This is a genomic window from Cellulomonas sp. FA1, assembly GCF_000986825.1.
GTDB lineage: Bacteria > Actinomycetota > Actinomycetes > Actinomycetales > Cellulomonadaceae > Cellulomonas > Cellulomonas iranensis.
The window spans coordinates 1,098,198-1,123,003 of the sequence record NZ_LBMY01000001.1 but is presented as its reverse complement, the minus strand read 5'-3'; the positions used below and the strand labels follow the sequence as shown (position 1 = coordinate 1,123,003).

21 protein-coding genes and 1 tRNA gene are annotated in these 24,806 nt (G+C 73.8%); 15 read left to right on the top strand and 7 right to left on the bottom strand.

What is annotated here, in order from left to right; translation table 11 throughout:
- The 5 genes from pyk to GY42_RS04990 all read left to right on the top strand — a co-directional run bounded on the left by pyk (position 1) and on the right by GY42_RS04990 (position 5,107).
- On the top strand, positions 1 to 1,437 hold the full coding sequence (pyk, locus tag GY42_RS05015; RefSeq protein WP_046528497.1) for a pyruvate kinase: 1,437 nt from the start codon (positions 1 to 3) through the stop codon (positions 1,435 to 1,437).
- Between the two features lie 129 nt (positions 1,438 to 1,566).
- Entirely contained in the window at positions 1,567 to 2,592 is a 1,026-nt protein-coding gene (locus tag GY42_RS18070) for an RDD family protein (RefSeq protein WP_052748211.1), read from the top strand.
- 194 nt (positions 2,593 to 2,786) lie between these two features.
- On the top strand, positions 2,787 to 3,338 hold the full coding sequence (locus GY42_RS05000) for an isochorismatase family protein (RefSeq protein ID WP_046528495.1): 552 nt from the start codon (positions 2,787 to 2,789) through the stop codon (positions 3,336 to 3,338).
- Between the two features lie 85 nt (positions 3,339 to 3,423).
- A complete protein-coding gene (locus GY42_RS04995; protein ID WP_046530563.1) occupies positions 3,424 to 4,116 on the top strand; it encodes a HEAT repeat domain-containing protein in 693 nt (230 codons plus the stop codon).
- Positions 4,103 to 5,107 carry a MerR family transcriptional regulator gene (locus tag GY42_RS04990; RefSeq protein WP_046530562.1) on the top strand — a complete coding sequence of 335 codons (1,005 nt, stop codon included), beginning with the start codon at positions 4,103 to 4,105 and terminating at the stop codon, positions 5,105 to 5,107. Before GY42_RS04995 ends, GY42_RS04990 begins: the two co-directional genes overlap by 14 nt.
- 36 nt (positions 5,108 to 5,143) lie before the next feature.
- Here GY42_RS04990 and GY42_RS04985 read toward each other — a convergent pair.
- A tRNA-Leu gene (locus GY42_RS04985) sits at positions 5,144 to 5,217 on the bottom strand.
- A gap of 147 nt (positions 5,218 to 5,364) precedes the next feature.
- On the opposite strand from GY42_RS04985, the gene GY42_RS04980 reads away from it, so the two are divergent.
- Positions 5,365 to 6,051 carry an ANTAR domain-containing response regulator gene (locus tag GY42_RS04980; RefSeq protein WP_046530561.1) on the top strand — a complete coding sequence of 229 codons (687 nt, stop codon included), beginning with the start codon at positions 5,365 to 5,367 and terminating at the stop codon, positions 6,049 to 6,051.
- 203 nt (positions 6,052 to 6,254) lie between these two features.
- A complete protein-coding gene (locus GY42_RS04975) occupies positions 6,255 to 7,550 on the top strand; it encodes an ABC transporter substrate-binding protein (RefSeq protein WP_046528494.1) in 1,296 nt (431 codons plus the stop codon).
- A 321-nt stretch (positions 7,551 to 7,871) separates the two neighbouring features.
- Here GY42_RS04975 and GY42_RS04970 read toward each other — a convergent pair whose 3' ends face one another.
- From GY42_RS04970 to GY42_RS04955, 4 genes are read right to left on the bottom strand one after another with little or no spacing between them, the layout of a single operon-like run.
- Entirely contained in the window at positions 7,872 to 8,687 is an 816-nt protein-coding gene (locus GY42_RS04970; RefSeq protein WP_046528493.1) for an ABC transporter ATP-binding protein, read from the bottom strand.
- Positions 8,684 to 9,637, bottom strand: coding sequence for an ABC transporter ATP-binding protein (locus tag GY42_RS04965; protein ID WP_046528492.1), 954 nt, complete (start codon positions 9,635 to 9,637; stop codon positions 8,684 to 8,686). The genes GY42_RS04970 and GY42_RS04965 overlap by 4 nt, the downstream gene beginning before the upstream one ends.
- A complete protein-coding gene (locus tag GY42_RS04960) occupies positions 9,627 to 10,613 on the bottom strand; it encodes a branched-chain amino acid ABC transporter permease (protein ID WP_046528491.1) in 987 nt (328 codons plus the stop codon). Before GY42_RS04960 ends, GY42_RS04965 begins: the two co-directional genes overlap by 11 nt.
- Before the next feature lie 16 nt (positions 10,614 to 10,629).
- Positions 10,630 to 12,003, bottom strand: a complete 1,374-nt coding sequence (locus tag GY42_RS04955) for a branched-chain amino acid ABC transporter permease (protein WP_236686715.1) — start codon at positions 12,001 to 12,003, stop codon at positions 10,630 to 10,632.
- A 382-nt stretch (positions 12,004 to 12,385) separates the two neighbouring features.
- Between GY42_RS04955 and GY42_RS04950 the strand changes: the two genes are divergently transcribed.
- A complete protein-coding gene (locus GY42_RS04950) occupies positions 12,386 to 13,054 on the top strand; it encodes a GNAT family N-acetyltransferase (protein WP_236686714.1) in 669 nt (222 codons plus the stop codon).
- Here GY42_RS04950 and GY42_RS04945 read toward each other — a convergent pair.
- A complete protein-coding gene (locus GY42_RS04945; protein ID WP_046528488.1) occupies positions 12,970 to 13,380 on the bottom strand; it encodes a PaaI family thioesterase in 411 nt (136 codons plus the stop codon). The genes GY42_RS04950 and GY42_RS04945 overlap by 85 nt on opposite strands.
- A gap of 18 nt (positions 13,381 to 13,398) precedes the next feature.
- Here GY42_RS04945 and polA point away from each other — a divergent pair, with 18 nt between their 5' ends.
- From polA to GY42_RS04930, 3 genes are all read left to right on the top strand, one after another.
- Positions 13,399 to 16,125, top strand: coding sequence for a DNA polymerase I (gene polA / locus GY42_RS04940; protein ID WP_052748210.1), 2,727 nt, complete (start codon positions 13,399 to 13,401; stop codon positions 16,123 to 16,125).
- Between the two features lie 284 nt (positions 16,126 to 16,409).
- Positions 16,410 to 16,778 carry a DUF485 domain-containing protein gene (locus GY42_RS04935; protein WP_046530559.1) on the top strand — a complete coding sequence of 123 codons (369 nt, stop codon included), beginning with the start codon at positions 16,410 to 16,412 and terminating at the stop codon, positions 16,776 to 16,778.
- Between the two features lie 101 nt (positions 16,779 to 16,879).
- Entirely contained in the window at positions 16,880 to 18,436 is a 1,557-nt protein-coding gene (locus tag GY42_RS04930; protein WP_233421060.1) for a solute symporter family protein, read from the top strand.
- Positions 18,437 to 18,453: 17 nt separating this feature from the next.
- On the opposite strand, the gene GY42_RS04925 is transcribed toward GY42_RS04930, so the two are convergent.
- A complete protein-coding gene (locus GY42_RS04925; RefSeq protein ID WP_046528486.1) occupies positions 18,454 to 19,281 on the bottom strand; it encodes a class I SAM-dependent methyltransferase in 828 nt (275 codons plus the stop codon).
- A 125-nt stretch (positions 19,282 to 19,406) separates the two neighbouring features.
- On the opposite strand from GY42_RS04925, the gene GY42_RS04920 reads away from it, so the two are divergent.
- Genes GY42_RS04920 through GY42_RS04905 form a run of 4 tightly spaced genes read left to right on the top strand, consistent with a single transcriptional unit; the run spans position 19,407 to position 24,785 of the window.
- Positions 19,407 to 21,080 carry an ABC transporter substrate-binding protein gene (locus GY42_RS04920; protein ID WP_046528485.1) on the top strand — a complete coding sequence of 558 codons (1,674 nt, stop codon included), beginning with the start codon at positions 19,407 to 19,409 and terminating at the stop codon, positions 21,078 to 21,080.
- Positions 21,081 to 21,097: 17 nt separating this feature from the next.
- On the top strand, positions 21,098 to 22,102 hold the full coding sequence (locus GY42_RS04915; RefSeq protein WP_046528484.1) for an ABC transporter permease: 1,005 nt from the start codon (positions 21,098 to 21,100) through the stop codon (positions 22,100 to 22,102).
- The gene (locus GY42_RS04910) at positions 22,099 to 23,040 is read left to right on the top strand and encodes an ABC transporter permease (protein ID WP_052748209.1); all 942 of its coding nucleotides are present in this window, start codon (positions 22,099 to 22,101) and stop codon (positions 23,038 to 23,040) included. Before GY42_RS04915 ends, GY42_RS04910 begins: the two co-directional genes overlap by 4 nt.
- A gap of 2 nt (positions 23,041 to 23,042) precedes the next feature.
- Positions 23,043 to 24,785 (top strand): dipeptide ABC transporter ATP-binding protein, encoded by a 1,743-nt coding sequence (locus tag GY42_RS04905; protein WP_082131356.1) that lies wholly within the window; start codon positions 23,043 to 23,045, stop codon positions 24,783 to 24,785.
- Positions 24,786 to 24,806 lie beyond the last annotated feature (21 nt).

Here is a 24,806-nt window from a genome sequence, read left to right as displayed (position 1 = left end):
ATGCGTAGAGCCAAGATCGTCTGCACCATCGGTCCGGCGACCGAGTCCCCCGAGCAGGTCCAGGCCCTCGTCGACGCCGGGATGGACGTCGCGCGCCTGAACCGCAGCCACGGCGACACCGAGGTGCACAAGCGCGTGTACGACAACGTGCGCGCCGCGGCGAAGGCCTCGGGCCGCTCGGTGGCCGTCCTCGTCGACCTCCAGGGCCCCAAGATCCGCCTCGGGCGGTTCGTCGAGGGCAAGCACGACCTCGCGGTCGGTGACGTGTTCACCATCACGACCGACGACGTCGAGGGCACCAAGGAGCGCGTCTCGACGACGTTCAAGGGCCTGCCCGGGGACGTCAAGCCCGGCGACCCGATCCTCATCGACGACGGCAAGGTCCTCGTGCGGGTCACCGCCGTCGAGGGCAACGACGTCGTCACGCGCGTCGAGGTCCCCGGCCCCGTGTCGAACAACAAGGGCCTCAACCTGCCCGGCGTCGCGGTGTCCGTCCCCGCGATGAGCGACAAGGACGAGGAGGACCTGCGCTGGGCCCTCAACGTCGGCGCCGACCTCATCGCGCTGTCGTTCGTCCGCACCGCGGCCGACTACGACGACGTGCGCCGGATCATGGAGGAGGAGGGCCGGATCGTCCCGGTCGTCGCCAAGATCGAGAAGCCGCAGGCCGTCGAGAACCTCTCCGAGATCGTCCAGGCCTTCGACGGCATCATGGTCGCCCGCGGCGACCTGGGCGTCGAGCTGCCCCTCGAGCAGGTGCCGCTCGTCCAGAAGCGCGCGGTCGAGCTCGCGCGCCGCAACGCCAAGCCGGTCATCGTCGCGACGCAGGTCCTCGAGTCGATGATCACGAGCCCGCGCCCGACGCGCGCCGAGGCGTCGGACTGCGCCAACGCGGTGCTCGACGGCGCGGACGCGGTCATGCTCTCGGGCGAGACCAGCGTCGGCGACTTCCCGATCGAGGCCGTGCGCACCATGGCGCGGATCATCGAGAGCACCGAGGAGCTGGGCCGCGAGCGCATCGCGCCGCTCGGCTCGGTGCCGTCGACCCGCGGTGGGGCGATCACGCGTGCGGCCGCCGAGATCGGCGAGCGCATCGGCGTGAAGTACCTCGTGACGTTCACGCAGTCGGGCGACTCGGCGCGCCGCATGTCGCGCCTGCGCTCGTCGATCCCGCTGCTCGCGTTCACGCCCGAGGAGTCCGTGCGCAACCGGCTGTCGCTGTCGTGGGGCGTGCAGACCTACCAGGTGCCGTCGGTCGAGAGCACCGACTCGATGGTCAGCCAGGTGGACCAGACGCTGCGCGCCAACGGCCTCGCCGAGGTGGGCGACTACGTCGTCGTCGTCGCGGGCACGCCCGTGGGCGTCGTCGGCTCGACCAACACGGTCGTGGTCCACAAGATCGGTGACGAGGAGGCGGCGCGCACGCGCATCGCCTGAGTCGTCGTACGTCCTGACGGCCGCCGCCCCGCACGGGGCGGCGGCCGTCGTCGTCCTCGCCCTGCGGGTCGGGCGGACGACGGGGCCGAGGCCGTGCGGGTGCGGTGCCGCGTCTGCCACGATGTCCGGATGACGGCCACCGCGGTCCTGCGCCCGCCCCACGACGACGTCGTCGCGCGGCGCTACGCGTCGTGGCTCGTGCGCGTGCTGGCGGTCGCGATGGACTCGGGACTGCTGGGGCTGTGCGTGTGGCTCGTCGCGCCGGGCGCGGGCGTCCCGGCCGTGTGGCCCGGTCTTCCGCCGTGGCAGGGCGCCACGGACGCGGTCCCGGTGGAGCTCGGGGGCGCCGCGTCGTGGACCGTGGCCGTGGTGCTGCTCGTCCAGTTCGGCCTGCAGGCGTGGACGGGTGCCACGATCGGCAAGCGGGCCGTCGGCATGGTCGTGGTCGACGACGCGACCGGGCGTCCCGTCGGCGCGCTGCGCACGGTGTGGCGGCAGCTGCTGCACCTGCTCGACGCGGTCCTGCTGATCGGCTACCTCAGGCCCGTGTGGCACCCGCAGCGGCGCACGTTCGCCGACTCGCTGGCCCGCACGGTCGTCGTCGACGCGTCGTGGCCGCCCGCCTGGGCGGCCGTCGCGCCGCGTCCGACGCGCGTGGCCCAGTCGGTCGCGGCGGCCCTGGGCGTCGTGGGGCTGCTCGCCTTGTTCGTGCAGAGCGGCGGCGCGTCCACCGTGACGGTCGCGCAGGCGCCCTGCGTGCTCGAGGACGGTGCGCCGCGGGGTCTGCACGCGCGCGTCGAGGTCGAGCGGAGCACGTCGTGGGAGATGCGGCTGTGGATTCGTCGGGAGCTCCCCGCCGCCCCGGGCACGGTCCGGGTGGTGTGGTCCGCGCTGCCCGGCGCGCCGGGTCACGGCGAGGTCGAGGTCGCGGCGGACGTCACCGCGCTCGACGGTGCCGACGAGGGGCGGGTCTGGCACGCCGCGGCGGCCGGCTCGCTGGCCGCCGGCGAGCAGACGGCCGTCGACGTCGAACGGGCCGCGGGCGGTGCGGGCGGCCTCGACGTCCGGAGCCGGGTCGACGCCGACGCCGGTGGGTTCGCGTGCAGCGCGAGTGTCACGCTCACGGCCGCGGACCTCGCCGGGACGAGCCGCTGACGCGTCGCCGACCCCGCCGGGCGGAGCCCTGACGCAGCCGTCCGCCCGGGCCGTGCGAGGCGACGGGTGCCGGTGTCGGCGGGCGGTCGTACCGTGGCGGTGTCGACCGACCGCGTGCCCGGTGCCGGTGCCACGCGGCTCTCGATCGGCTCCACGTCCTGCTCCGCCGCCCGCCCGTACCCCCGGAGGCCGTCATGACGACGCTCGAGAACCGCCCCGCCACCGCGCTGCTCGTGATCGACGTCCAGGTGGGCGTGGTCACCGGGGCGCACGACCGCGACGGCGTCGTCGCCCGGATCGCGTCGCTGGTCGACCGGGCGCGCGACGAGGACGTGCCCGTCGTGTGGGTCCAGCACTCGAGCGACGAGCTCGAGCTCGGCTCCGACGCGTGGCGCGTGGTGCCGGACCTCGACGTCGCGGACGGCGAGCCGGTCGTGCACAAGCGCTACGGCGACGCGTTCGAGGCCACCGACCTCGAGGACGTGCTCGCCGCACGCGGCGTCGGACGCCTCGTCGTGACGGGCGCGCAGACGGACGCGTGCGTGCGCTCGACCCTGCACGGGGCGTTCACGCGCGGCTACGACGTGACGCTCGTGAGCGACGCCCACACCACGGAGGACCTGACCCCGTGGGGAGCCCCGCCGCCCGCCGCCGTGGTGGCGCACACGAACCTGTACTGGGGGTTCCAGTCGGCACCGGGGCGCACCGCGGGCACCGCGACCGCCGCGGAGGTCACCTTCGGCTGACCGTCCAGCCCGCCGGGCCGCACGCCGGGGCCCCTTGACCTTGTCACCGTGACAGGCTCTTCGATGGTCGTCGGAGGTGGTCGAGGTGAACCACGAGCAGGACGCGCGCCCGCGCGCCGAGCAGGACGTCGTCCCCGGGCTGGGGGCTGCCGCGGCGTCGACGCGGCTGCGGGCGGCGCTCGCGGCGGGGACCCGCCCCGCGCCCGGGCAGGTGCCGGCGCTCGTCGCGCGGTGCGCGGTCGAGCCGGACTTCCAGGTGCGCGAGATGCTCACGTGGGCCCTGGTGCGTCACGGTGCGGACCTCACGGTCGAGCCGCTCGTCCGCGAGCTGACGTCGACGGTGCCGCAGGCGCGCAGCCAGGCGCTGCACACGCTGTCGAAGATCGGCGACCCGCGTGCGTGGCCCGCGGTCACCGCGCTGCTGCGGGACCCGGACGACGGGGTCGCTCGTGCGGCCTGGCGCGCCGCGGCGGCGTTGGCGCCCGACGACGGACGGAGGGCCCTGGCGACCGCGCTCGTGTCGCAGCTCGGGCGGGGGAGCCGCGACGTGCGGCTGAGCCTGAGTCGCGCGCTCGTGGCCCTCGGCGACGCCGCGACGGACGCGTTGGAGCAGGCGCTCGCGGAGCGACGTGGTGACGCCCGCGAGCACGCCGTCGCGACGCAGCGGCTCGTCGCCGATCCCGACGAGGGGTTCGACGCCGCTGTCGACGAGGCCCGGCGTGTCGTCGCGCTCGCCGCGTCGCCCACGGGTGGGGGAGCCGCCGGTGCTGATCGGTGAGGTCGCGGCACGGTCCGGGGTCAGCGCACGCATGCTGCGGCACTACGACCGCATCGGCCTCGTGCCGCCCACCGGCCGCTCGCGGGCCGGCTACCGCGAGTACGGGGACGCCGACCTGCGTCGTCTCCTGCACGTCGAGGGTCTGCGCTCGCTGGGCCTGAGCCTGAGCGAGGTGGCGCGCGCGCTCGACGACCCCGGCTTCGACCCGGCCGTCGTCGTCGACGGGCTCGTCGCGGCCGCGCGCGAGCGCCGCGCGCGCGAGGACGAGCTCCTGGACCGGCTGGCCCAGGTGCGCGCGGGTGCGCCGACCGCGTGGCCCGACGTGCTGCGCACGGTCGGCCTGCTGCGCGCGCTCGGGCCGGGCCGCACGCCGGCGGCCCGGCAGCGGGTCGCGCTCACGACCGTCGCGGCCGACCCCCGGGACGGTGCCGCGCTCGCGGCGGCGCTCCTCGCCGAGGACGACCCCAACGCGGCGGGCGCGCTGCGGTGGGCGGTGGTGCGCGCCGCAGCGGCGGCCGTCCCGGTGCTCGTCGCCGCGCTCGCGGACGACGACGCGGTGCGGCGGCGCCGTGCGGTCGTCGCGCTCGCCGACGTCGACGACCCCGACGCGGTCGCGGCGCTCGCCGACGCGTACGTCGACCCGGACCCCGAGGTGCGCGCGCGAGCCCTGCTGGCGGGCGGACGACGCGGCGACCGGCGTGCGGTCGCGCCCCTCGTCGGGCTCGTCGTCGAGGGTCGGGACGACGTCGAGGCCGCGGAGGCGCTCGGCGTCCTGGCCGAGGACTCGGGCGTGCGCGCCGAGATCACCCGCCGGGTCGCGGACGCGGCGGCGCTCGCGGACCCGCCCGCGCGGCAGCGGATCGCGGGGGCGCTCGCGGAGGTGCCGGGGGACGGTGCCGGCGCGCTGCTCGAGCGGCTGGCCGCGGATCCCGCACGCCCCGTCGCGCTCACGGCGACGGCCGTGCTGCGGCTGCGGCGCACGGGCGGCTGAGCCGCCGACGTGCGGGGACGCGCGGGACGCGTGGTGTGCCCCGAGTGGGATTCGAACCCACACTGGATCGGGTTTGAGCCGAACGCCTCTGCCGGTTGGGCTATCGGGGCCGCGTGCCAGCCTAGCGCCGTCCGCCGCCGCGGCGGTCCGGCGTGCGGTGCCTGTGCGTGCTCGACGGCGCGGCCGCGCACCGGCGCGTGACGGTGACCACGTGGCGGACCGCGCGTCCACGGGCCGATGCGCACTACGCTGTGCACGTGACCACGGACGACAGCACCGAGCCCACGCAGGACGCGACGCAGGGTCTGGACCTGCCCGCCGCCGAGCCGGCGCCCCGCGCCGCCGCGCCGTCGTCCGGTCGGCCCGCGCGCCGCGCGGTCGTCGCCGAGGACGAGGCGCTCATCCGCATGGACGTCGTCGAGACCCTCACCGAGGCCGGGTTCGAGGTCGTCGGCGAGGCGGGCGACGGCGAGCGCGCCGTCGAGCTCGCGACCGAGCTCAAGCCGGACGTCGTCGTGATGGACGTCAAGATGCCCGTCCTCGACGGCATCTCGGCGGCCGAGCGCATCGGCAAGGCGCACCTCGCGCCCGTCGTGCTGCTCACGGCGTTCTCGCAGACCGAGCTGGTCGAGCGCGCGCGCGACGCCGGCGCGATGGCGTACGTCGTCAAGCCGTTCAGCCCGGCGGACCTGCTGCCCGCGGTCGAGATCGCGATCTCCCGCTACGCGCAGATCACCGCGCTCGAGTCCGAGGTCGCGGACCTCGCCGAGCGGTTCGAGACCCGCAAGCGCGTGGACCGCGCCAAGGGCCTGCTCATGACGAAGATGGGCCTCACCGAGCCCGAGTCGTTCCGCTGGATCCAGAAGACGTCGATGGACCGTCGCCTCACCATGCGTGAGGTCGCGGACGCCGTCATCGAGCAGGTCGGCGGCGCCGCCTCCTGACGCCCCTCCGCCGCTTCCCGAGCCCGGTCGACGCCTCGCGTCGACCGGGCTCGGTGCATTTCGCGGGTCACGAATGTGCAACGACATCTGTGAGACATTGCGATTCACATGTCGGACACAAACCATGAGTACGTTCGCGCCACATCGTCGTGGTCCGCGCCGGACCCCGGCAGGTGCAGTGCTCACAGAGGGGTACCACACGCATGATTCGTTCGACACGTGCAGGACGTGCGCTCGCAGTCGCAGGAGTGGTCGCACTGGCGCTCACCGCTTGTGCCGGGGGCGACGACGAGGCAGGGTCCGGCGGCGACGCGACGTCGTCGGGCGGTGGTGACGGCGGCGAGGCGCTGCACATCGGCACCATCCTCCCGGTCACCGGTTCGCTCGCCCAGCTCGGCCCGCCCGAGATCGCGGGCGTCGACCTGGCCGTCAAGGAGATCAACGACGCGGGCGGCCTGTTCGGCTCCGACGTGAAGGTGACGCACACCGACTCGTCCGACGCGCAGAACGCCTCGGTGGCCACCGCCTCGGCGCAGGAGCTCATCTCGGCGGGCGTCTCCGCCATCATCGGGGCCGCGTCGTCGTCGGTCACCAAGAACATCGTCGACGACATCACGGGCGCGGGCATCGTGCAGGTGTCACCCGCGAACACGGCGACCGACCTGTCCGGGTACTCGGACTTCTACTTCCGGACCGCGCCGCCGGACACCGTGCAGGGCGACGTGCTCGGCAACCTCATCGTCGGGGACGGCGCCTCGAACGTCGGGATCCTCGTGTTCAACGACTCGTACGGCACGTCGCTGCGCGACGTCGTCGAGGGGGTCGTGGGCGAGGCCGGCGGCACGGTCGTGTACGGCACGTCGGGCCAGGAGTTCGACCCGGCCGAGACCAACTTCGCGACGATCGTCGCGGACGCGATCGCCGCGGGACCGGACGCGATCGCGATCCTCGCGTTCACGGACCAGACGCCCGCGATCGTGCGTGAGCTCGCCGCGCAGGGCTGGGACATGAGCAAGACGTACTTCGTCGACGGCAACCTGCAGAACTTCGGCACCGAGGGTGACACCGGGTTCCCGGCCGGCACGCTCGAGAACGCGCAGGGCACCCTGCCGGGCGCGTACCCGTCGGAGGAGTTCCAGGGCCGCATGCTCGAGGTCGACCCCGGTCTCAAGGACTACTCGTACGGCCCCGAGTCGTACGACGCGACCATGCTCGTGGCGCTCGCGGCCCTCAAGGGCGGTGCGTCCGACGGCGAGACGATCCAGGCCAACATGGCGGCCGTCTCGGGTGCGGACGGCGGCACCGAGTGCACCGGCTGGGAGGAGTGCTCGAAGCTCCTCGAGGACGGCGAGGACATCGCGTACCAGTCGGCGTCGGGCGTCGGTCCGTTCAACGAGGCCAACGACCCGTCGTCGGCCTTCATCGGGATCTACCAGTTCGGTCCCGAGAACACGTACACCTTCAGCCGCTCCGAGGAGGGCGAGGTCCCGCAGGGCTGAGCCGAAGGACCCCGCACGGCACGCGTCGGCCCCCGGAGCGCACGCTCCGGGGGCCGACGCGTGCCGTGCGTCCGCGGGTGGTCCGGGATGTCTCGGCGCGTCACGGGGCTGCGGGCAGAGTCGGGCGCCCGCCGCGCCACGGGCCGCCGGAACGAGTCGGGCGCCTCGTGGCGCCGTCCCGCGTCCGGGCTCGGTGCGCAGGGCCGCCGGCCCGGCGACACGCCTCGCCGGGACCCGGGCCCGGGGTGCGTCGCGGCACGACGAGGCCCCGACCACCGGGCGGCGGTCGGGGCCTCGTCCAGCGGGCCGGGTGTCGGTCGGTCAGTCGGTCGGCGCGGACGCGTCGCCCTCGGCGGCGCGCGCGGCGTCGACGTCGGCCGCGAGCGTCCCCAGGTACAGCTGGATGACCTTGGGGTCGTTCATCAGCTCGCGGCCGGGCCCCGAGTAGGCGTTGCGCCCCTGGTCGAGCACGTACGCGCGGTCGCAGATCTGCAGCGCGCGGCGCGCGTTCTGCTCGACGATGACGACCGACACGCCCGCCTTGTTGATGCGGCGCGTGCGCAGGAACGCCTCGTCCTGACGCACGGGCGACAGCCCGGCCGACGGCTCGTCGAGCAGCAGGACCGACGGCTCGGGCATGAGCGCGCGCGCCATCGCGACCATCTGCCGCTCCCCGCCGGACAGCGCCCCGGCACGCTGCTTGCGCCGCTTGGTCAGCTCGGGGAAGAGGTCGAGCACGACCTCGAGCCGCTCGGAGAACTTCGCGGGCGTCTGGTAGACGCCCATCTGGAGGTTCTCCTCGATGGTCAGGCTCGGGAACACGTTGTTCGTCTGCGGCACGAACCCGACGCCGCGGCGCACGAGCGCGTCGGCGCGCAGGTTGCTGATCTCCTCGCCCTGCAGCGTCAACGAGCCGCTGCGGATGCCCACCAGCCCGAACAGCGCCTTGAGCAGCGTGGACTTGCCGGCTCCGTTGGGGCCGATGATCCCGACGAGCTCGCCGGGGTGGAGCACGAGCGAGCAGCCGTTGAGGATGTTGACGCCCGGCAGGTAGCCGGCGACGAGCTCGTCGGCGTGCAGCAGCGGCTCGCCGGCGGGCGCGCCGCGGTGCAGCGCGGGTGCGGTGGTCTCGGTCACGGTGCGGTCCCCTCCGCCTTCTCGGCGTCCTCGAGCTCGGCGTCGGCCTCGGCCTGCGCCTCGGCGTCGATCACGCCGCCCTCGTCGAGCAGCGCGTCGTCGCCCAGGTCGGTGTCGTGGTGCGCACCGAGGTAGGCGTCGATCACGGCCTGGTCGGCCATCACCTCCGACGGCGGGCCCTCCGCGACCACCTGCCCCTGCGCCATGACGACGACCCAGTCGGAGATGTGCCGCACCATGTGCATGTCGTGCTCGACGAACAGCACCGACGTGCCGGAGTCGCGCAGGTCGGTGATGTGCCCGAGCAGGGACTGCGTGAGCGCGGGGTTCACGCCCGCCATCGGCTCGTCGAGCATGACGAGCGCGGGGTCGGACATCAGCGCGCGCGCCATCTCGAGGAGCTTGCGCTGCCCGCCCGACAGCGAGCCGGCGAAGTCGTCCTTCTTGGCGTCGAGCTTGAACCGCTCGAGCAGCGACATCGCCTTGTCGGTGATCTCGCGCTCGCGCGCGGCCCACAGCGGCTTCACGAGCGCCGCGAACAGCCCTTCGCCTGGCTGGTCGCGCGCGCCGAGCCGCATGTTGTCGAGCACCGTCATGCGCGCGAGCGCCTTCGTGAGCTGGAACGTGCGGACCATGCCGGCCTTCGCGACGCGCGACGCCGCGACACCCGCCAGCGGCGTGCCGTCGAACACCCACGTGCCCGTGTCGGGCTTGTCGAACCCCGTCATGAGGTTGAAGAACGTGGTCTTGCCCGCACCGTTGGGGCCGATGAGCGCCGTGATGACGTTCTTCTGCACCTCGAGGTGCTCGACGTCGACGGCGTTGACGCCGCCGAAGCTGCGCCGCACGCCGTCCGCGACGAGCACGGCGTCGGGCTTGCGGACCCCCGGGACGCGGGGGACGTGCGCGAGGTCGCGCCGGGCCTGCTCCACGACGTCCTTAGCGGGCATTGATCGCCAGCTCCTTCTTGTCGCCCAGGATCCCCTGGGGGCGGAACACGATGAGCGCCATGAGGGTCAGGCCGACCAGCACCCAGCCGATCTGCTCGATCTGCTGGACGGACAGCGCGTCCGCCGGGACGATCCCGCGCAGGAACCCGCGGACGAAGACCAGCGCGCCCCAGAACAGCAGCGAGCCGAGCACCGGGCCCAGGACCGTCGCGGCGCCCCCCAGCAGCAGGATCGTCCAGGTGTTGAACGTGACGGGCCGGCCCAGGGAGTCGGCCTGCACGGAGCTCGCGAGGACGAACACGATGCCGCCCAGCGCACCGAACACGCCGCCGAGCACGAGCGCCTGCAGCTTGTAGCCGTAGACGTTCTTGCCGAGCGCCCGCACGGCGTCCTCGTCCTCGCGGATGCCCTTGAGGACCCGTCCCCACGGGCTGCGGATCAGGCGCCACACCAGCAGGCACGCGAGCAGCACGAGGGTCCAGCCCACGATGCGCAGCCACCACGAGTTGGACGTGTTGGTCGCGAGCGTGAGTGGCCCGAGGGTCCACCGCTCGTCGGGGAACGGCGACGCGTCCTGGAACGTGTGCTTGAACGCGTTGCCCGTGAGCCCCTCGGAGCCGCCCGTGACGTCGGTCAGCGCGGTCGACCGCCCGATCATGCGGACGATCTCGGCGGCGGCGATCGTGACGATCGCGAGGTAGTCGCCCCGCAGCTTGAGGGTCGGGAGGCCGAGCAGCAGCGCGAACACCACCGACAGCGCGATCGCGACGACGAACGCGAGCCACAGCGGCGCGCCCTGCACGGTCGCGACGGCGAACCCGTACGCGCCCAGCAGCATGAAGCCGGCCTGGCCCATGTTGATCAGGCCGGTGAGCCCGAAGTGGATGTTCAGGCCGATCGCGGCGAGCGCGTACGCGATCGCGGTCGGGCCCAGCATCTCGTTGAGGACGTTGGTGAAGAGCTGTCCGAAGTCCATGAGCGACGACCTCCCGCTAGCCGATGCGCTCGGCGCGCCCGAGGATGCCCTGCGGCCGCAGCAGCAGGACGAGGATGAGGATGACCAGCGCGCTCGCGTACCGCATGTCGTTGGGCAGCACGAGGGTCGAGAGCTCGACGACCAGCCCGATGACGAGCGCCCCGAGGACCGCGCCGAGCGGCGAGCCGAGGCCGCCGAGTGTGATCGCGGCGAACATCAGCAGCAGCAGCGTCGAGCCGAAGTTGAAGCGGGTGGTGTTGAGGTAGAGCGCGAGCAGCACGCCGCCGAGCGACGCGAGCGCCGCGGACGCGACCCACACCCGGCTGATGACGGACTCGACCTTGATGCCGGTCGCCGCGGCCAGCGCGGGGTTGTCCGAGACGGCGCGCGTCGCGCGTCCCAGCCGCGTGCGGGCGAGCGTGAACGCGACCGCCGCGAGCACGACGAGTGCGACGGCCACCGAGACCAGCGACTGCGCGGAGATCTGCACGGGCCCCAGCTGCATGCGCTGCGAGATCCCGGAGACGATCGGCGCGGGCTGCGCGCCGAACGCGAACAGGAACGCCGACAGCAGCGCGAGCGACAGGCCGATCGTGACGATCATCTGCTGCGTGATCCCGACGCCGCGGCGTCGCAGCGGCGCGAACAGCAGCGTGTTCAGCAGCCACCCGGCCGCCGCGCCCGCCACGGTCGCGACGACGATCGCGAGCCACAGCGGCAGGTGCCACCACTGGACCGCCATGAACGCGGTCATGCCGCCGAGGGTCACGAGCTCGCCGTGCGCGAAGTTCGACAGCCCGGTCGTGCCGTAGATGAGGTTGGCGCCGAGCGACGCGAGCGCCAGCAGCACGCCGAAGACCGTGCCCGCGAGGAGCAGCTGGGCGTACCGGTTGGTGCCCGGGCCGGCGGACGCCTCGGCGCTCGCCTCGGCCTCCGCACCGGCGTCGGCGTCGGCGCTCGCACCCGGCGACGGCGACGTGGTCGCGCCGCCCGTCGGGCTCTCGGTCGCGCCGCCGCGGGCCTCGCCGGGCGGCACGACCTGCACGATGCGCCCGGCGGAGCGACCCAGCGCGACCGTGACCGTCGCGGGGTTCGCGGCCGGGTCCTTGAGCACGGTGCCGGCCGGCAGCGTGCCCTCGTCGACCGTCACGGTGTAGTCGCCCGCCGCCGTGAGCGCGAACGCCGCCTTGCCGGCCGCGTCCGTCGTGGCCTCGAGCGTCCCCGCCTCGCCCGCGACGGTCAGGGCGGCCCCCGCGACGGGCCCCGTCCCCGGCACCGTGACGGTGACGTTGAGGCACGCGGTGGCGTCGTCGGGGCTGCACGGTGTGGTCGCCGCCTGTGCCGACCCGGCGACGCCGAGCGTCGTCAGGGCCGTGAGGAGGGCGAGCACGACGGCCGCGCCTCCACGTCGCAGGGCGACGGATCGGTCCCGGTACGCGACTGCTCGCACGGTGACCTCCGTCCTGGTGGTCGGGCACGGGCGCCTGGGCGCCGCACGTCGATGTGATGGGCCCTCGCCCACCGGTCAGCAGACGATAGGGACGAATTGTGTCCTGTTCATTTCCGGTGCGCGAGCGTTGCGTGGCATCTGTTTCGCGTGAATGTCGGCGACGACTCGACCTGCGGCCGACGTGACGGGGTTCACCGGGACGGGGCACGCCGGGCCCCTAGGCACGACGCCGGACCTGGGCCATGATCGACCTGGCGCCGACCGGGGGAGACCGGCGCCGCGACCCACCCTCGTCCCCGGGAGGCCCGCAGTGCGGCCAGGTGTGCACGTCCGACCCGCGACGTCGTCCGACCTCGAGGGCCTCGTCGACCTCTGCCTGCAGGCGCGCGCGGAGTCCGGCGTGGGGCGTCAGCTCTGCTCCGACGACCGCGACGAGCTGCGCGAGCAGCTCGCGGTCCTCGGCTCGGTCGACGGCGGGACGGTCCTCGTCGCGACGTGCGACGACGAGCTCGCGGGTCTCGTGCTGTGCCGCACCATGGGCCCGGGCCTGATGTCGCGGGCCGTCGTGCTCAGCCTCGACGCGGTGTACGTGCGGCCCCAGTGGCGCCGGCGTGGCCTCGGCCACGCGATGCTGCAGGCGGCGGCCGAGCTCGCCGAGGACGCGGGCGCCGGCGACGTGTACGCCGCGCCGCTGCCCGGCTCGCGTGGCATGCAGCGGTTCCTGGCCCGGCTCGGCTTCGCGCCCGCGGGCGGCCACCGGGTCGTCGCCACGTCCGCGCTCCTGCGCCGGCTCGCGCTCGACGTCCCCGCGCCGGCGCGGCGGTCGTCGGTGCGGGGCATCGAGGACCTCATCGAGCGCCGGCGGCGCGCGCGGCAGCGCGTGGCCGGTGACGACGACGCGCCGCGTCAGGCCGGTGCGTCGATGAGCATGCAGGTGAGGCGCGCGGTGCACAGCCGTCGGCCGTCCTCGTCGGCCACCTCGACCTCGTAGGTCGCCACCGAGCGGCCGAGGTGCAGCGCGCGGGCCTTGCCGGTCACGGTGCCGCCGCGCGCGGCGCGGTGGTGCGTGGCGTTGAGCTCGACGCCGACGGCCGCTCGCCCCGGGCCCGCGTGCGCGACCGCCGCGAGCGACCCGAGCGTCTCGGCCAGCGCGGCGGACGCGCCGCCGTGCAGCAGCCCGTACGGCTGCGTGTTGCCCTCGACGGGCATGGTGCCGACCGCGCCGTCCGGCCGCACCTCGAGCACGTCGATGCCGAGCCGGGCGAGGAGCGTGCCGTCGGTCGGGGGCATGGTGAAGGGCGCGGCCGTGTCGGACATGGCAGATAGGTTGGCACCGTGAGCGCCGACCAGCCAGCGACCAGCACCACGACCACCCCGCGCCTGCTCCTGATCGACGGGCACTCGATGGCGTACCGCGCGTTCTACGCGCTCCCCGTGGAGAACTTCGCGACGTCGTCGGGCCAGCCCACCAACGCGGTCTTCGGATTCACGTCGATGCTCGCGAACCTGCTGCGCGACGAGGACCCGACGCACGTCGCGGTCGCGTTCGACGCGGGCCGCACGACGTTCCGCACCGAGCGGCTCGAGTCGTACAAGGGCAACCGCGCCGCGACGCCCGAGCCGTTCCGTGGCCAGGTCGACGTCATCAAGCAGCTCCTGGCGACCATGCACGTGCAGGTGCTCGACAAGCCCGGCTTCGAGGCCGACGACATCCTCGCGACGCTCACGACGCAGGCGCGCGAGCAGGGCATGCACGTCGCCATCTGCTCGGGCGACCGCGACTCGTTCCAGCTCGTGTCCGAGACGGTCACCGTGCTGTACCCGGTCCGCGGCGTGTCCGAGATGGCGCGCATGACGCCCGAGGCGGTGGAGGCCAAGTACGGCGTGCCGCCGGAGCGCTACCCCGACGTCGCCGCGCTCGTGGGGGAGACCAGCGACAACCTGCCGGGCGTCCCCGGCGTCGGGCCCAAGACGGCCGCCAAGTGGATCGGCCAGTACGACGGCCTGGCGGGAGTGCTCGAGAACGCCGAGCGGATCACGGGCAAGGCCGGGGAGTCGCTGCGTGCGCACGTCGAGCAGGTCGCGCTCAACCGTGAGCTGAACCGGCTGCTCACCGACCTCGAGCTCCCGGTCGGCCCCGAGGACCTGGCGGTCCGGCCGTGGGACCGCGCGGCGCTGCACGCGCTGCTCGACGAGCTCGAGTTCCGGACCCTGCGCGACCGGCTGTTCGCGATGCTCCCCGACGAGGGACGCGACGAGCGCGTCGCGACCGCGACGGCGCTCGACCTCGTCGAGACCGGTGTCGGCGGGCTCGCGGCCTGGCTCGACGCGCGTCGCGACGACGTGCTCGGCCTCGACGTCCGCGGTTCCGGCGCGCCCGCGCGCGGCGACGCGTGGGGCGTCGCGATCGCGGACGCCGCCGGGCAGGCCGTCGCGTACGACCTCACGGCGATCGACCCCGCGGACGAGACGGCGCTCGCGGCCTGGCTCGCGGACCCCGCGCGCGGCAAGGCGCTGCACGCGGCCAAGGAGGCGTGGCACGCGCTCGACGGTCGCGGCCTGCCGCTGCACGGCGTCACCTACGACACCGAGCTCGCGGCGTACCTGTGCCAGCCCGACCGGCGCGCGTACGACCTGCCGGACCTCGCGATCGGCTACCTGCACCGCGAGCTGGGGGGCGACGACGACTCGTCGGCGGGCCAGGGTGCGCTCGACCTCGAGGTGGACGGCGCGGACGAGGGGCGGCGTGCCGCGGTGCGGGCGGCCGCGGTGCGCGACCTCGTGGACGTGCTCGGCGCCGAGGTCGCCGACCGAGGGGCGGCCGGGCTGCTCACCGACCTCGAGCTGCCGCTGCAGGACGTCCTGGCGCGCATGGAGCGCACGGGCATCGCGATCGACCGCGACGACCTGACGTCGCTCGAGCGCGAGTTCGACGCGCAGGTCCAGGCCGCCGCCGCCGACGCGTACGCGGTGATCGGGCGCGAGGTGAACCTGGGATCGCCCAAGCAGCTGCAGGAGGTGCTGTTCGACCAGCTGGGCATGCCCAAGACCAAGCGGATCAAGACCGGGTACACGACCGACGCGGCCGCGTTGACGGACCTGTTCGCGCGCACGGGGCACCCGTTCCTCGAGCACCTGCTCGCGCACCGCGACACGATCCGGCTGCGCCAGACCGTCGAGGGGCTGCTGCGGTCCGTCGGCGACGACGGTCGCATCCACACGACCTTCCAGCAGACGATCGCCGCGACCGGGCGCCTGTCGTCGGCGGACCCCAACCTGCAGAACATCCCGATCCGCACCGAGGCGGGCCGGCAGATCCGCCGCACGTTCGTGGTGGGCCCGGGGTACGCCACGCTGCTCACGGCGGACTACTCGCAGATCGAGATGCGCATCATGGCGCACCTGTCGGGCGACGAGGGCCTCATCGCGGCCTTCCGCTCGGGGGAGGACCTGCACAGCTACGTCGGGTCGCGCGTGTTCGGCGTGCCGACCGACGAGGTCACGTCGGCGATGCGGTCGAAGATCAAGGCGATGAGCTACGGCCTCGCGTACGGCCTGTCGTCGTACGGGTTGTCGCAGCAGCTGTCGATCGAGGTGTCCGAGGCGTCGGCGCTCATGGCGGACTACTTCGAGCGGTTCGGCGGCGTGCGGGACTACCTCACCGGCGTCGTCGACCAGGCGCGCGCGACCGGCTACACCGCGACGATCCTCGGCCGCCGCCGGTACCTGCCGGACCTCACGAGCGACAACCGGCAGCGCCGCGAGATGGCCGAGCGCATGGCGCTCAACGCGCCGATCCAGGGCAGCGCGGCCGACCTCATCAAGGTCGCGATGCTCGGCGTCGACCGCGAGCTGACACGCCGCGGGCTGACGTCGCGCATGCTGCTGCAGGTGCACGACGAGCTCGTGCTCGAGGTCGCCGACGGCGAGCAGGACGAGGTCGAGGCGCTCGTGCGCGAGCAGATGGGCCACGCGGGCGACGGTCTCCCGGGCGGTCCGCTCGACGTGCCGCTCGACGTCTCGGTGGGTGTCGGGGCGAGCTGGCACGCCGCGGGGCACTGACCGGCGCGCGACGGCGCGGCACCCCTCCCGCGACGGTGCGCCGCCGCGGGCCGCGCGCCGCGGCGTCGGGAGACCGCGAACCGGACGGGCGCGCAGGCTAGTCGCGCCCGTCCGCGTCGTCGCGCCCCGGAGCCGTGAGTCACCGGATCGCGTGACCTCCGTGGTCGTCCGGCGCGACACGCCCGGTGTTTCGCGCCGCGAAGTCTGGATTGTGGGGGTGATGTAGGCCACAGTGGGCGACCTGCGGTCGGCGACGGTGCCGACCGGGACCCCCGGAGGTGCACGTGTCCGAGAGTCATCACGAGACCGACTACCAGCGTGTGCAGCGCTCGGCGGAGTTCCAGGACCTGCGGCGACGCTTCCGGCGGTTCGTCTTCCCGCTGACGGCGCTGTTCCTCGTCTGGTACTTCCTCTACGTGCTGCTCGCGAACTACGCGCACGACCTCATGAGCACGCGGGTCGCGGGGAACGTCACCGTCGGGCTGCTGCTGGGCCTGGGGCAGTTCGTGTCGACGTTCGTCATCACCATGGCGTACGCGCGGTGGGCCAACCAGAAGCAGGACCCGGTCGCCGAGCGGCTGCGCGAGCACATCGAGTCCGGCGCCGTGCTGGACGACGGTGCGACCCGCCGCGGCGAGGGGAGCGTCGCGTGAGCGCGCTCACCGCCCCGGTCCTGGCCGCGGCCGCCCCGGCCGAGCAGGTCGGCGAGCCGGCCGTCAACATCGCGATCTTCGGCGCGTTCGTGCTCGTGACGATGGTCATCGTCTTCCGCGCGTCACGGAACAACCGCAGCGCCGCCGACTACTACGCCGCCGGGCGCTCCTTCACCGGGCCGCAGAACGGCACGGCCATCGCGGGCGACTACCTGTCGGCCGCGTCGTTCCTCGGCATCTGCGGCGCGATCGCCGTCTACGGGTACGACGGGTTCCTCTACTCGATCGGCTTCCTCGTGGCGTGGCTCGTGGCGCTGCTGCTCGTCGCGGAGCTGCTGCGCAACACCGGGCGCTTCACGATGGCCGACGTGCTGTCGTTCCGCCTGCGGCAGCGGCCCGTGCGGATGGCGGCGGCGATCTCGACGCTCGCGGTCGTGTTCTTCTACCTGCTCGCGCAGATGGCCGGGGCCGGGGGCCTCGTGGCGTTGCTGCTCGGCATCGACAACGCCGCCGCGCAGGGGCTGGTCATCGCCGTGGTCGGCGCGCTGATGATCATGTACGTCCTGGTCGGCGGCATGAAGGGCACGACCTGGGTGCAGATCATCAAGGCCGTCCTGCTGATCGCCGGCGCGGGCGTCATGACCGTCTGGGTGCTCGCGCGGTACGGGTTCGACCTGTCCGCGCTGCTGCAGGGCGCGATCGACACCGCGGGCGAGGGCGGCGAGACCCTCATCGAGCCCGGCCGCCAGTACGGCGCGTCGGCGCTCACGCAGCTGAACTTCCTGTCGCTCGCCCTCGCGCTCGTGCTCGGGACCGCCGGCCTGCCGCACGTGCTCATGCGGTTCTACACCGTGCCGTCGGCCAAGGAGGCGCGCCGGTCCGTAGTGTGGGCGATCTGGCTGATCGGCATCTTCTACCTGTTCACGCTCGTGCTCGGCTACGGCGCCGGGGCGATCGTCGGGCCCGAGCGGATCCTCGGCGCACCCGGCAAGGCCAACTCGGCCGCGCCGCTGCTCGCCTACGAGCTCGGCGGGGTGTTCCTGCTCGGGATCATCTCGGCGGTCGCGTTCGCGACGATCCTCGCGGTCGTCGCGGGGCTGACGATCACGGCCGCGGCGTCGTTCGCGCACGACATCTACGCGTCGGTCATCAAGCGCGGCGAGGTCGCGCCCGACGGCGAGGTGCGCGTCGCGCGCATCACGGTCGTCGCGATCGGCGCGCTCGCGATCGTCGGCGGCATCTTCGCCAACGGGCAGAACGTCGCGTTCCTCGTCGCGCTCGCGTTCGCCGTCGCGGCGTCGGCCAACCTGCCGACGATCATCTACTCGCTGTTCTGGAAGCGGTTCAACACCGCGGGCGCGCTGTGGAGCATGTACGGCGGGCTCGTCTCGTGCGTGCTCCTCATCGCGCTGTCGCCGGTCGTGTCGGGCAAGGTCGACCCCGCGACGGGCGAGAGCCTGTCGATGATCCGCGACACGGGCGTCGACTTCGCGGTGTTCCCGCTCGAGAACCCCGGGATCGTGTCGATCCCGCTGGCGTTCCTGCTCGGGATCGTCGGCACGCTGCTGTCGAAGGAGAAGCCGCACCCCGAGAAGTTCGCCGAGATGGAGGTCCGCTCCCTCACGGGTGCGGGCGCCGAGAAGGCGACGTCCCACTGACCGGGGGAGCGCCCCGCTCAGGTGCGGGGTCGGTGCGCGCGCACGATCAGCGTCCCGGGCAGCCGGGCGCCGCGCACCGGCCCCCACCCGCCCCACACGCGCTCGTGGCCCGCCGGCCACTCGGGCTCGACCAGGCCGTCGAGCACGAGCCCGGCGCCCACGACGTCGGCGACGTGGTCGGCGACCGTGCGGTGGTACTCGGCGTACAGCACGCGCCCGTCGGCGGCCGTCTCGACGTACGGCCGGCGGTCGAAGTACGAGCGCGTCGCGGTCAGCCCGTGCTCGCTCGGGTCGTCGGGGAACGCCCAGCGCAGCGGGTGGGTGACCGAGAAGACCCACCGGCCGCCCGGCCGCAGCACGCGCGCGACCTCGCGGTGCACGCGCTCGGCGTCGGGCACGAACGGGAGGGCGCCGAACGCCGTGAACACGACGTCGAACGACGCGTCGGCGAACGGCAGCGCACGCGCGTCGGCCTGCACGAGCGGCGTGCGGGTGCCGGCCGCGGCGTCGAGCCGGGCGGCCGCGGCGAGCATGCCCGCCGACACGTCGGTCGCGACCGCGTCCGCACCCGCGACCGTGCGCAGCCAGCGCGAGCCCTGGGCGGCGCCCGCGCCGACCTCGAGCACGCGCGACCCGCGCACGTCGCCCAGCAGCCGGGCCTGCGACTCGCGCAGACCCTCCGGGCACCACAGCAGGTCGGCGGGGCCGAGGAACGCGCCGTGCTCGTCGAGGTACTCCTCGGCGTTCGCGTCCCACCAGCCGCGGGCCGCGCGGCCGCCGGCCTCCGCGGGCACGTCGTGATAGCCCGCGTCGGCGAGCGCGTCGTCCTGGGATCCGTCGGTCACGCGCCCAGTCTGTCCGCATCACAACGCGTACCCAGCGGTAACACAGGTGTGACACAGCACACCTACCGTCGCGGGGGTTCCGCACGGCGCAGCGCACCGCTGCGTCCTGACGAAGGGTGGCACCAGTGAAGAGCAGGTGGCAGATCGTCGCCGTGGGCGTCGTGGCAGGGCTCGCCCTGACCGCGTGCGCCGCGAGCGACCGCGACGCGCAGGGCGGCACCACCGACGGCGCGAGCGGCGGCGGCCGTGACACGTTCATCTTCGCGGCGTCGTCCGACCCCGCGTCGCTCGACCCGGCCCTCGCCAACGACGGCGAGTCGTTCCGCGTCGCGCGGCAGATCTTCGAGGGCCTCGTCGGCGTCGAGCCGGGCACGGCCGACCCCGCGCCGCTGCTCGCGGAGTCGTGGGAGGTCAGCGACGACGGCCTGGAGTACACGTTCCGGCTCAAGGAGGGCGTGACGTTCCACGACGGCACCGACTTCGACGCCGACGCGGTGTGCTTCAACTTCGACCGGTGGAACGGCTTCACGGGCGTGCTGCAGTCCGAGTCGCTCTCGTACTACTGGCAGAAGGTCAACGGCGGCTTCGCGACGAGCGACGTCGCGACGCTGAACGGCACCGGCAAGTACGAGTCGTGCGAGGCTCCCGACGCGGGCACGGCGGTCGTGCACCTGAAGAGCCCGCTGCCCGAGCTGGTCTCGGCGCTCTCGCTGCCCGCGTTCTCGATGCAGTCGCCCACCGCGCTGCAGGAGTACGACGCCGACGGCGTCACGGGCGAGGGCGACGCGCCCGTGCTGCCCGCGTACGCGACCGGCCACCCGACGGGCACCGGCCCCTACACGTTCGAGTCGTGGAGCCCGGGCGAGCAGGTCGTGCTGACCGCGTACGACGACTACTGGGGCGATCAGGGCCAGGTGCGCCGCATCGTCTTCCCGATCATCTCCGACGCGACCGCGCGGCGGCAGGCCCTGCAGGCCGGCGACATCGACGGCTACGACCTCGTCGGCCCTGCCGACGTCGTCGCGCTCGAGGACGCCGGGTTCCAGATCGTCAACCGCGAGCCGTTCAACATCCTCTACCTCGGCATGAACCAGGCGAACCCCGACCTCGCCGACCCGCGCGTGCGCCAGGCCATCGCGTACGCCATCGACAAGGAGGCGCTCGTCGCGCAGACGCTGCCCGAGGGCACGGAGGTCGCGACGAACTTCGTGCCGCCGTCGGTCGCGGGCTGGAACCCCGACGTCGCGCAGTACGCGTACGACCCCGAGAAGGCGAAGGCGCTGCTCGCGGAGGCCGGGAAGTCCGATCTCACGATCGACTTCAACTACCCGACCAACGTGTCGCGGCCGTACATGCCGACGCCCGAGCAGGTCTTCACCGCGATCTCGGCGGACCTCGAGGCCGTCGGCATCACGGTCAACGCCGTGCCCGACCCGTGGAACCCCGAGTACCTCGACAAGATCCAGGGCGGCGCCGACCACGGCCTGCACCTGCTCGGGTGGACCGGCGACTACAACGACACCTACAACTTCATCGGCGTGTTCTTCGGGGGCCCGTCCAACGAGTGGGGCTTCGACGACCCGGCCCTCTTCCAGGCCGTCAACGACGCGCGCTACGTCGCCGACATCGACGAGCAGACGACGGCGTACGAGCAGGCCAACGCCGCGATCATGGACTTCCTGCCGGGGGTCCCGCTCGCGCACCCGGTCCCGTCGCTCGCGTTCAAGGCCGACGTCAAGGGCTACCCGGCCTCGCCGGTCCAGGACGAGGTCTACAACGTCGTCACGCTCGGCGACTGAGGGAGCGGCACCACCCGATGACCCGACTGATCCTGCGGCGCCTCGCGCTGCTCGTCCCGACCCTGCTCGGGCTGTCGGTCCTGCTGTTCCTGTGGGTGCGCGCTCTCCCGGGCGGGCCGGCGACGGCCCTCCTGGGGGAGCGCGCGACCCCGGAGGCGGTCGAGCGGATCAACCAGCTCTACGGCTTCGACCGGCCGCTGCCGCAGCAGTACGTGCAGTGGCTCGGCCAGCTCCTGCAGGGCAACTTCGGCGTCTCGACGCGCACGGGGCGGCCCGTGCTCGACGAGTTCCTCGCACGGTTCCCGGCGACGGTCGAGCTCTCGCTCGTCGCGCTGGTCGTCGCCGTCGGGCTCGGCATCCCGCTGGGCTACCTCGCGGCCCGGTACCAGGGCCGCGCGCTCGACCACGCCGCCGTCGTGCTGTCCCTGCTGGGCGTCACGGTGCCGGTGTTCTTCCTCGCGTTCCTGCTCAAGTGGCTCTTCGCGGTGCAGCTCGGCTGGTTCCCGTCCTCGGGCCGGCAGGACCCCGCGATGATCGCGACCCACCCCACGGGGTTCTACGTGCTCGACGGCCTCATGACGCGCGAGTGGGACGCGAGCTGGGACGCCGTCGTGCACCTCGTGCTGCCCGCGCTCGCGCTCGGGTCGATCCCGCTCGCGATCATCGCGCGCATCACGCGCGCGTCCGTCATCGACGTCCAGCACGCCGACTACGTCCGCACCGCCCGGGCCAAGGGCCTGTCGGGGCCGCACGTGCGCCGGCGCGTGATCCTGCACAACGCGATGCTGCCGGTGTCCACGACCATCGGGCTGCAGGTCGGGCTGCTGCTGTCCGGTGCGGTGCTCACCGAGACGGTGTTCGCGTTCCCCGGCGTCGGCAAGTTCCTCGCCGACGCGGTGTTCGACCTCGACTACGCCGTGCTGCAGGGCTTCATCCTGCTCATCGCCGTGGTCTACGCCCTCGTCAACCTCGCGGTGGACGTGTCGTACGGCCTGATCGACCCGAGGATGAGGACGCGATGAGCGCACCCGAGGTGTACGAGGTCCCGCAGCCCCCCGTGGACCCGGGGGACGCGCTCGCGGAGGACCGCCGCGCGGGCGAGGCCCTGTGGCGGGTCGCGGCGCGGCGCCTGGTCCGCAATCCCGCGGCGATGCTCGGCGCCGCGATCGTCGTCGCGTTCGTTCTGGTCGCGCTGCTCGCGCCGGTGCTCGCGCAGCACCCGGCCGGCGCCCTGCCGGGCCGGGCGGACGTGCGCCCGACCTTCATCCCCGGTCCGTCGGCCGCGCACCCGCTGGGGCTCGACCGGTACGGCGCCGACGTGCTGTCCCAGCTGATCTGGGGTGCCCGGTCGTCGCTGCTGATCGGCGTGCTCTCGACGCTGCTCGGCCTCGCGGGCGGTGCTGCCCTGGGGCTGCTCGCGGGCGCGTTCGGCGGCTGGGTCGACTCGGTGGCCATGCGGCTGGTCGACCTCATGCTCGCCGTGCCGAGCCTGCTGCTCGCGGTGTCGATCGCGGCGGTGGCGGGTCAGACGCCGTCGGCGGTGGTCGTCGCGATCGGCGTCGTGCAGGTGCCGGTCTTCGCGCGGCTGCTGCGCGGCTCGATGCTCGCGCAGCGCGGGCAGGACTACGTGCTCGCCGCGCGCTCGCTGGGGCTGTCGCGCCGCACCGTGACCATGAGCCACGTCCTGCCGAACAGCGTGTCGCCCGTGATCGTGCAGGCGACGCTGCTGCTCGCGACGGCGGTCATCGAGGCCGCCGCGCTGTCGTTCCTGGGCCTGGGCGGGGGCTCGCCCACCACGGCCGAGTGGGGACGCATGCTCGTCGCCGCGCAGAACGAGCTCGAGATCGCGCCGCGTCTCGCGCTGTGGCCCGGTGTCTGCATCTCCGTGACCGCGCTGGGGTTCACGTTGTTCGGCGAGGCGCTGCGCGAGGCCCTCGACCCGCGATCGAGGAGGCGGTGAGCGTGACGAGCGCACCCGGCACCACCGGCGGCGAGCAGCCGCTGCTCAGCATCCGTGACCTCGAGGTCACGTTCCGCACCGAGGCGGGCCGGTCGACGGCCGTGCGGGGCGTGTCGTTCGACGTCCGCGCGGGCGAGACCGTCGCCGTGGTGGGCGAGTCGGGGTCCGGCAAGTCCACCACCGCGGCGGCGGTCATCGGGCTGCTCGCCGGCAACGGCGCGGTGACCGGCGGGCAGATCCTCTTCGAGGGCGAGGACCTCGTCACGTTCGACGACGCCGCGATGCACCGCCTGCGCGGCGCGCGCCTCGCGATGGTGCCGCAGGACCCGATGTCCAACCTCAACCCCGTGCGCCGGGTCGGCGCGCAGGTCGACGAGACGCTCGTCGACAACGGCGTCGTCCGCGGGCGCGGCGTGCGCGCGCGCACGGTCGAGCTGCTGGCCGAGGTCGGGCTGCCCGACGCGGCGCGGCGCGCGCAGCAGTACCCGCACGAGTTCTCGGGCGGCATGCGCCAGCGCGCGCTCATCGCGATGGGCCTCGCGGCGCGCCCGCAGCTGCTCATCGCCGACGAGCCCACGTCGGCGCTCGACGTCACGGTGCAGCGCACGATCCTCGACGGGCTCACCGACCTCACCGACCGGCTCGGCGTCGCCGTGCTGCTCATCACGCACGACCTGGGACTCGCCGCCGAGCGCGCCGACCGGGTCGTCGTGATGTACCGCGGCGAGGTCGTCGAGCAGGGCGCCGCGCGCGCGCTGCTGACCGACCCGCGGCACGAGTACACGCGCCGTCTGCTCGCCGCGGCGCCGTCGCTCGCGTCCCGGCGCATCGAGCTCGCGCGGCAGGGCGTCGCGGTCGCGCAGCCGGCGGGCGAGGACCTGCTCGCACCGACCGCGACCGTGCCCGACGGCGCCGCCGGACCGGCGGACGACGACGAGCGCCCCCTCGTGGAGGTCGACCACGTCACGAAGGTCTTCCGCCTGCGCGGGCGGGGACTGCTCGGCCGCGGCACCGACCTCACCGCCGTCGACGACGTGAGCTTCGTGATCCCGCGCGGGCGGACGGTCGCGGTCGTGGGGGAGTCGGGATCGGGGAAGTCCACGGTCGCGCGCATGATGCTCGACCTGCTGCCGCCGACGTCGGGGTCCATCCGGTTCGACGGCGTGGACGTCGCGTCGCGCGACCGCGCGGGCGAGGTCGCGTTCCGGCGGCGCGTGCAGCCGATCTTCCAGGACCCGTACGCGTCGCTCGACCCGTTGTTCACGGTGTACCGCACGATCGAGGAGCCGCTGCGCGCGCACGGCCTCGGCGACCGTGCGGCGCGGCGCGCGCGGGTCCGGGAGCTCATGGACCAGGTCGCGCTGCCCGCGGACCTGCTGCGCCGCTACCCGGCCGAGCTCTCGGGCGGTCAGCGGCAGCGCGTCGCGATCGCGCGGGCGCTCGCGCTCGAGCCCGAGCTCGTGGTGTGCGACGAGGCGGTCTCGGCGCTCGACGTCGTCGTGCAGTCGCAGATCCTGCACCTGCTCGCCGACCTGCAGGCGCGGCTCGGGCTGTCGTACCTGTTCATCAGCCACGACCTGGCGGTGGTCCGGCAGATCGCCGACCACGTGTGCGTCATGCAGGGCGGTCGGCTCGTCGAGCAGGGCACGGTCGACGACGTCTTCGGGGCGCCCCGGACCGCGTACACGCGGGCGCTGCTGGACGCGATCCCCGGTCGCGACCTCGACCTCGGGCGCAGCGCCTGACGAGCCGGGCGGGCCGTCGGC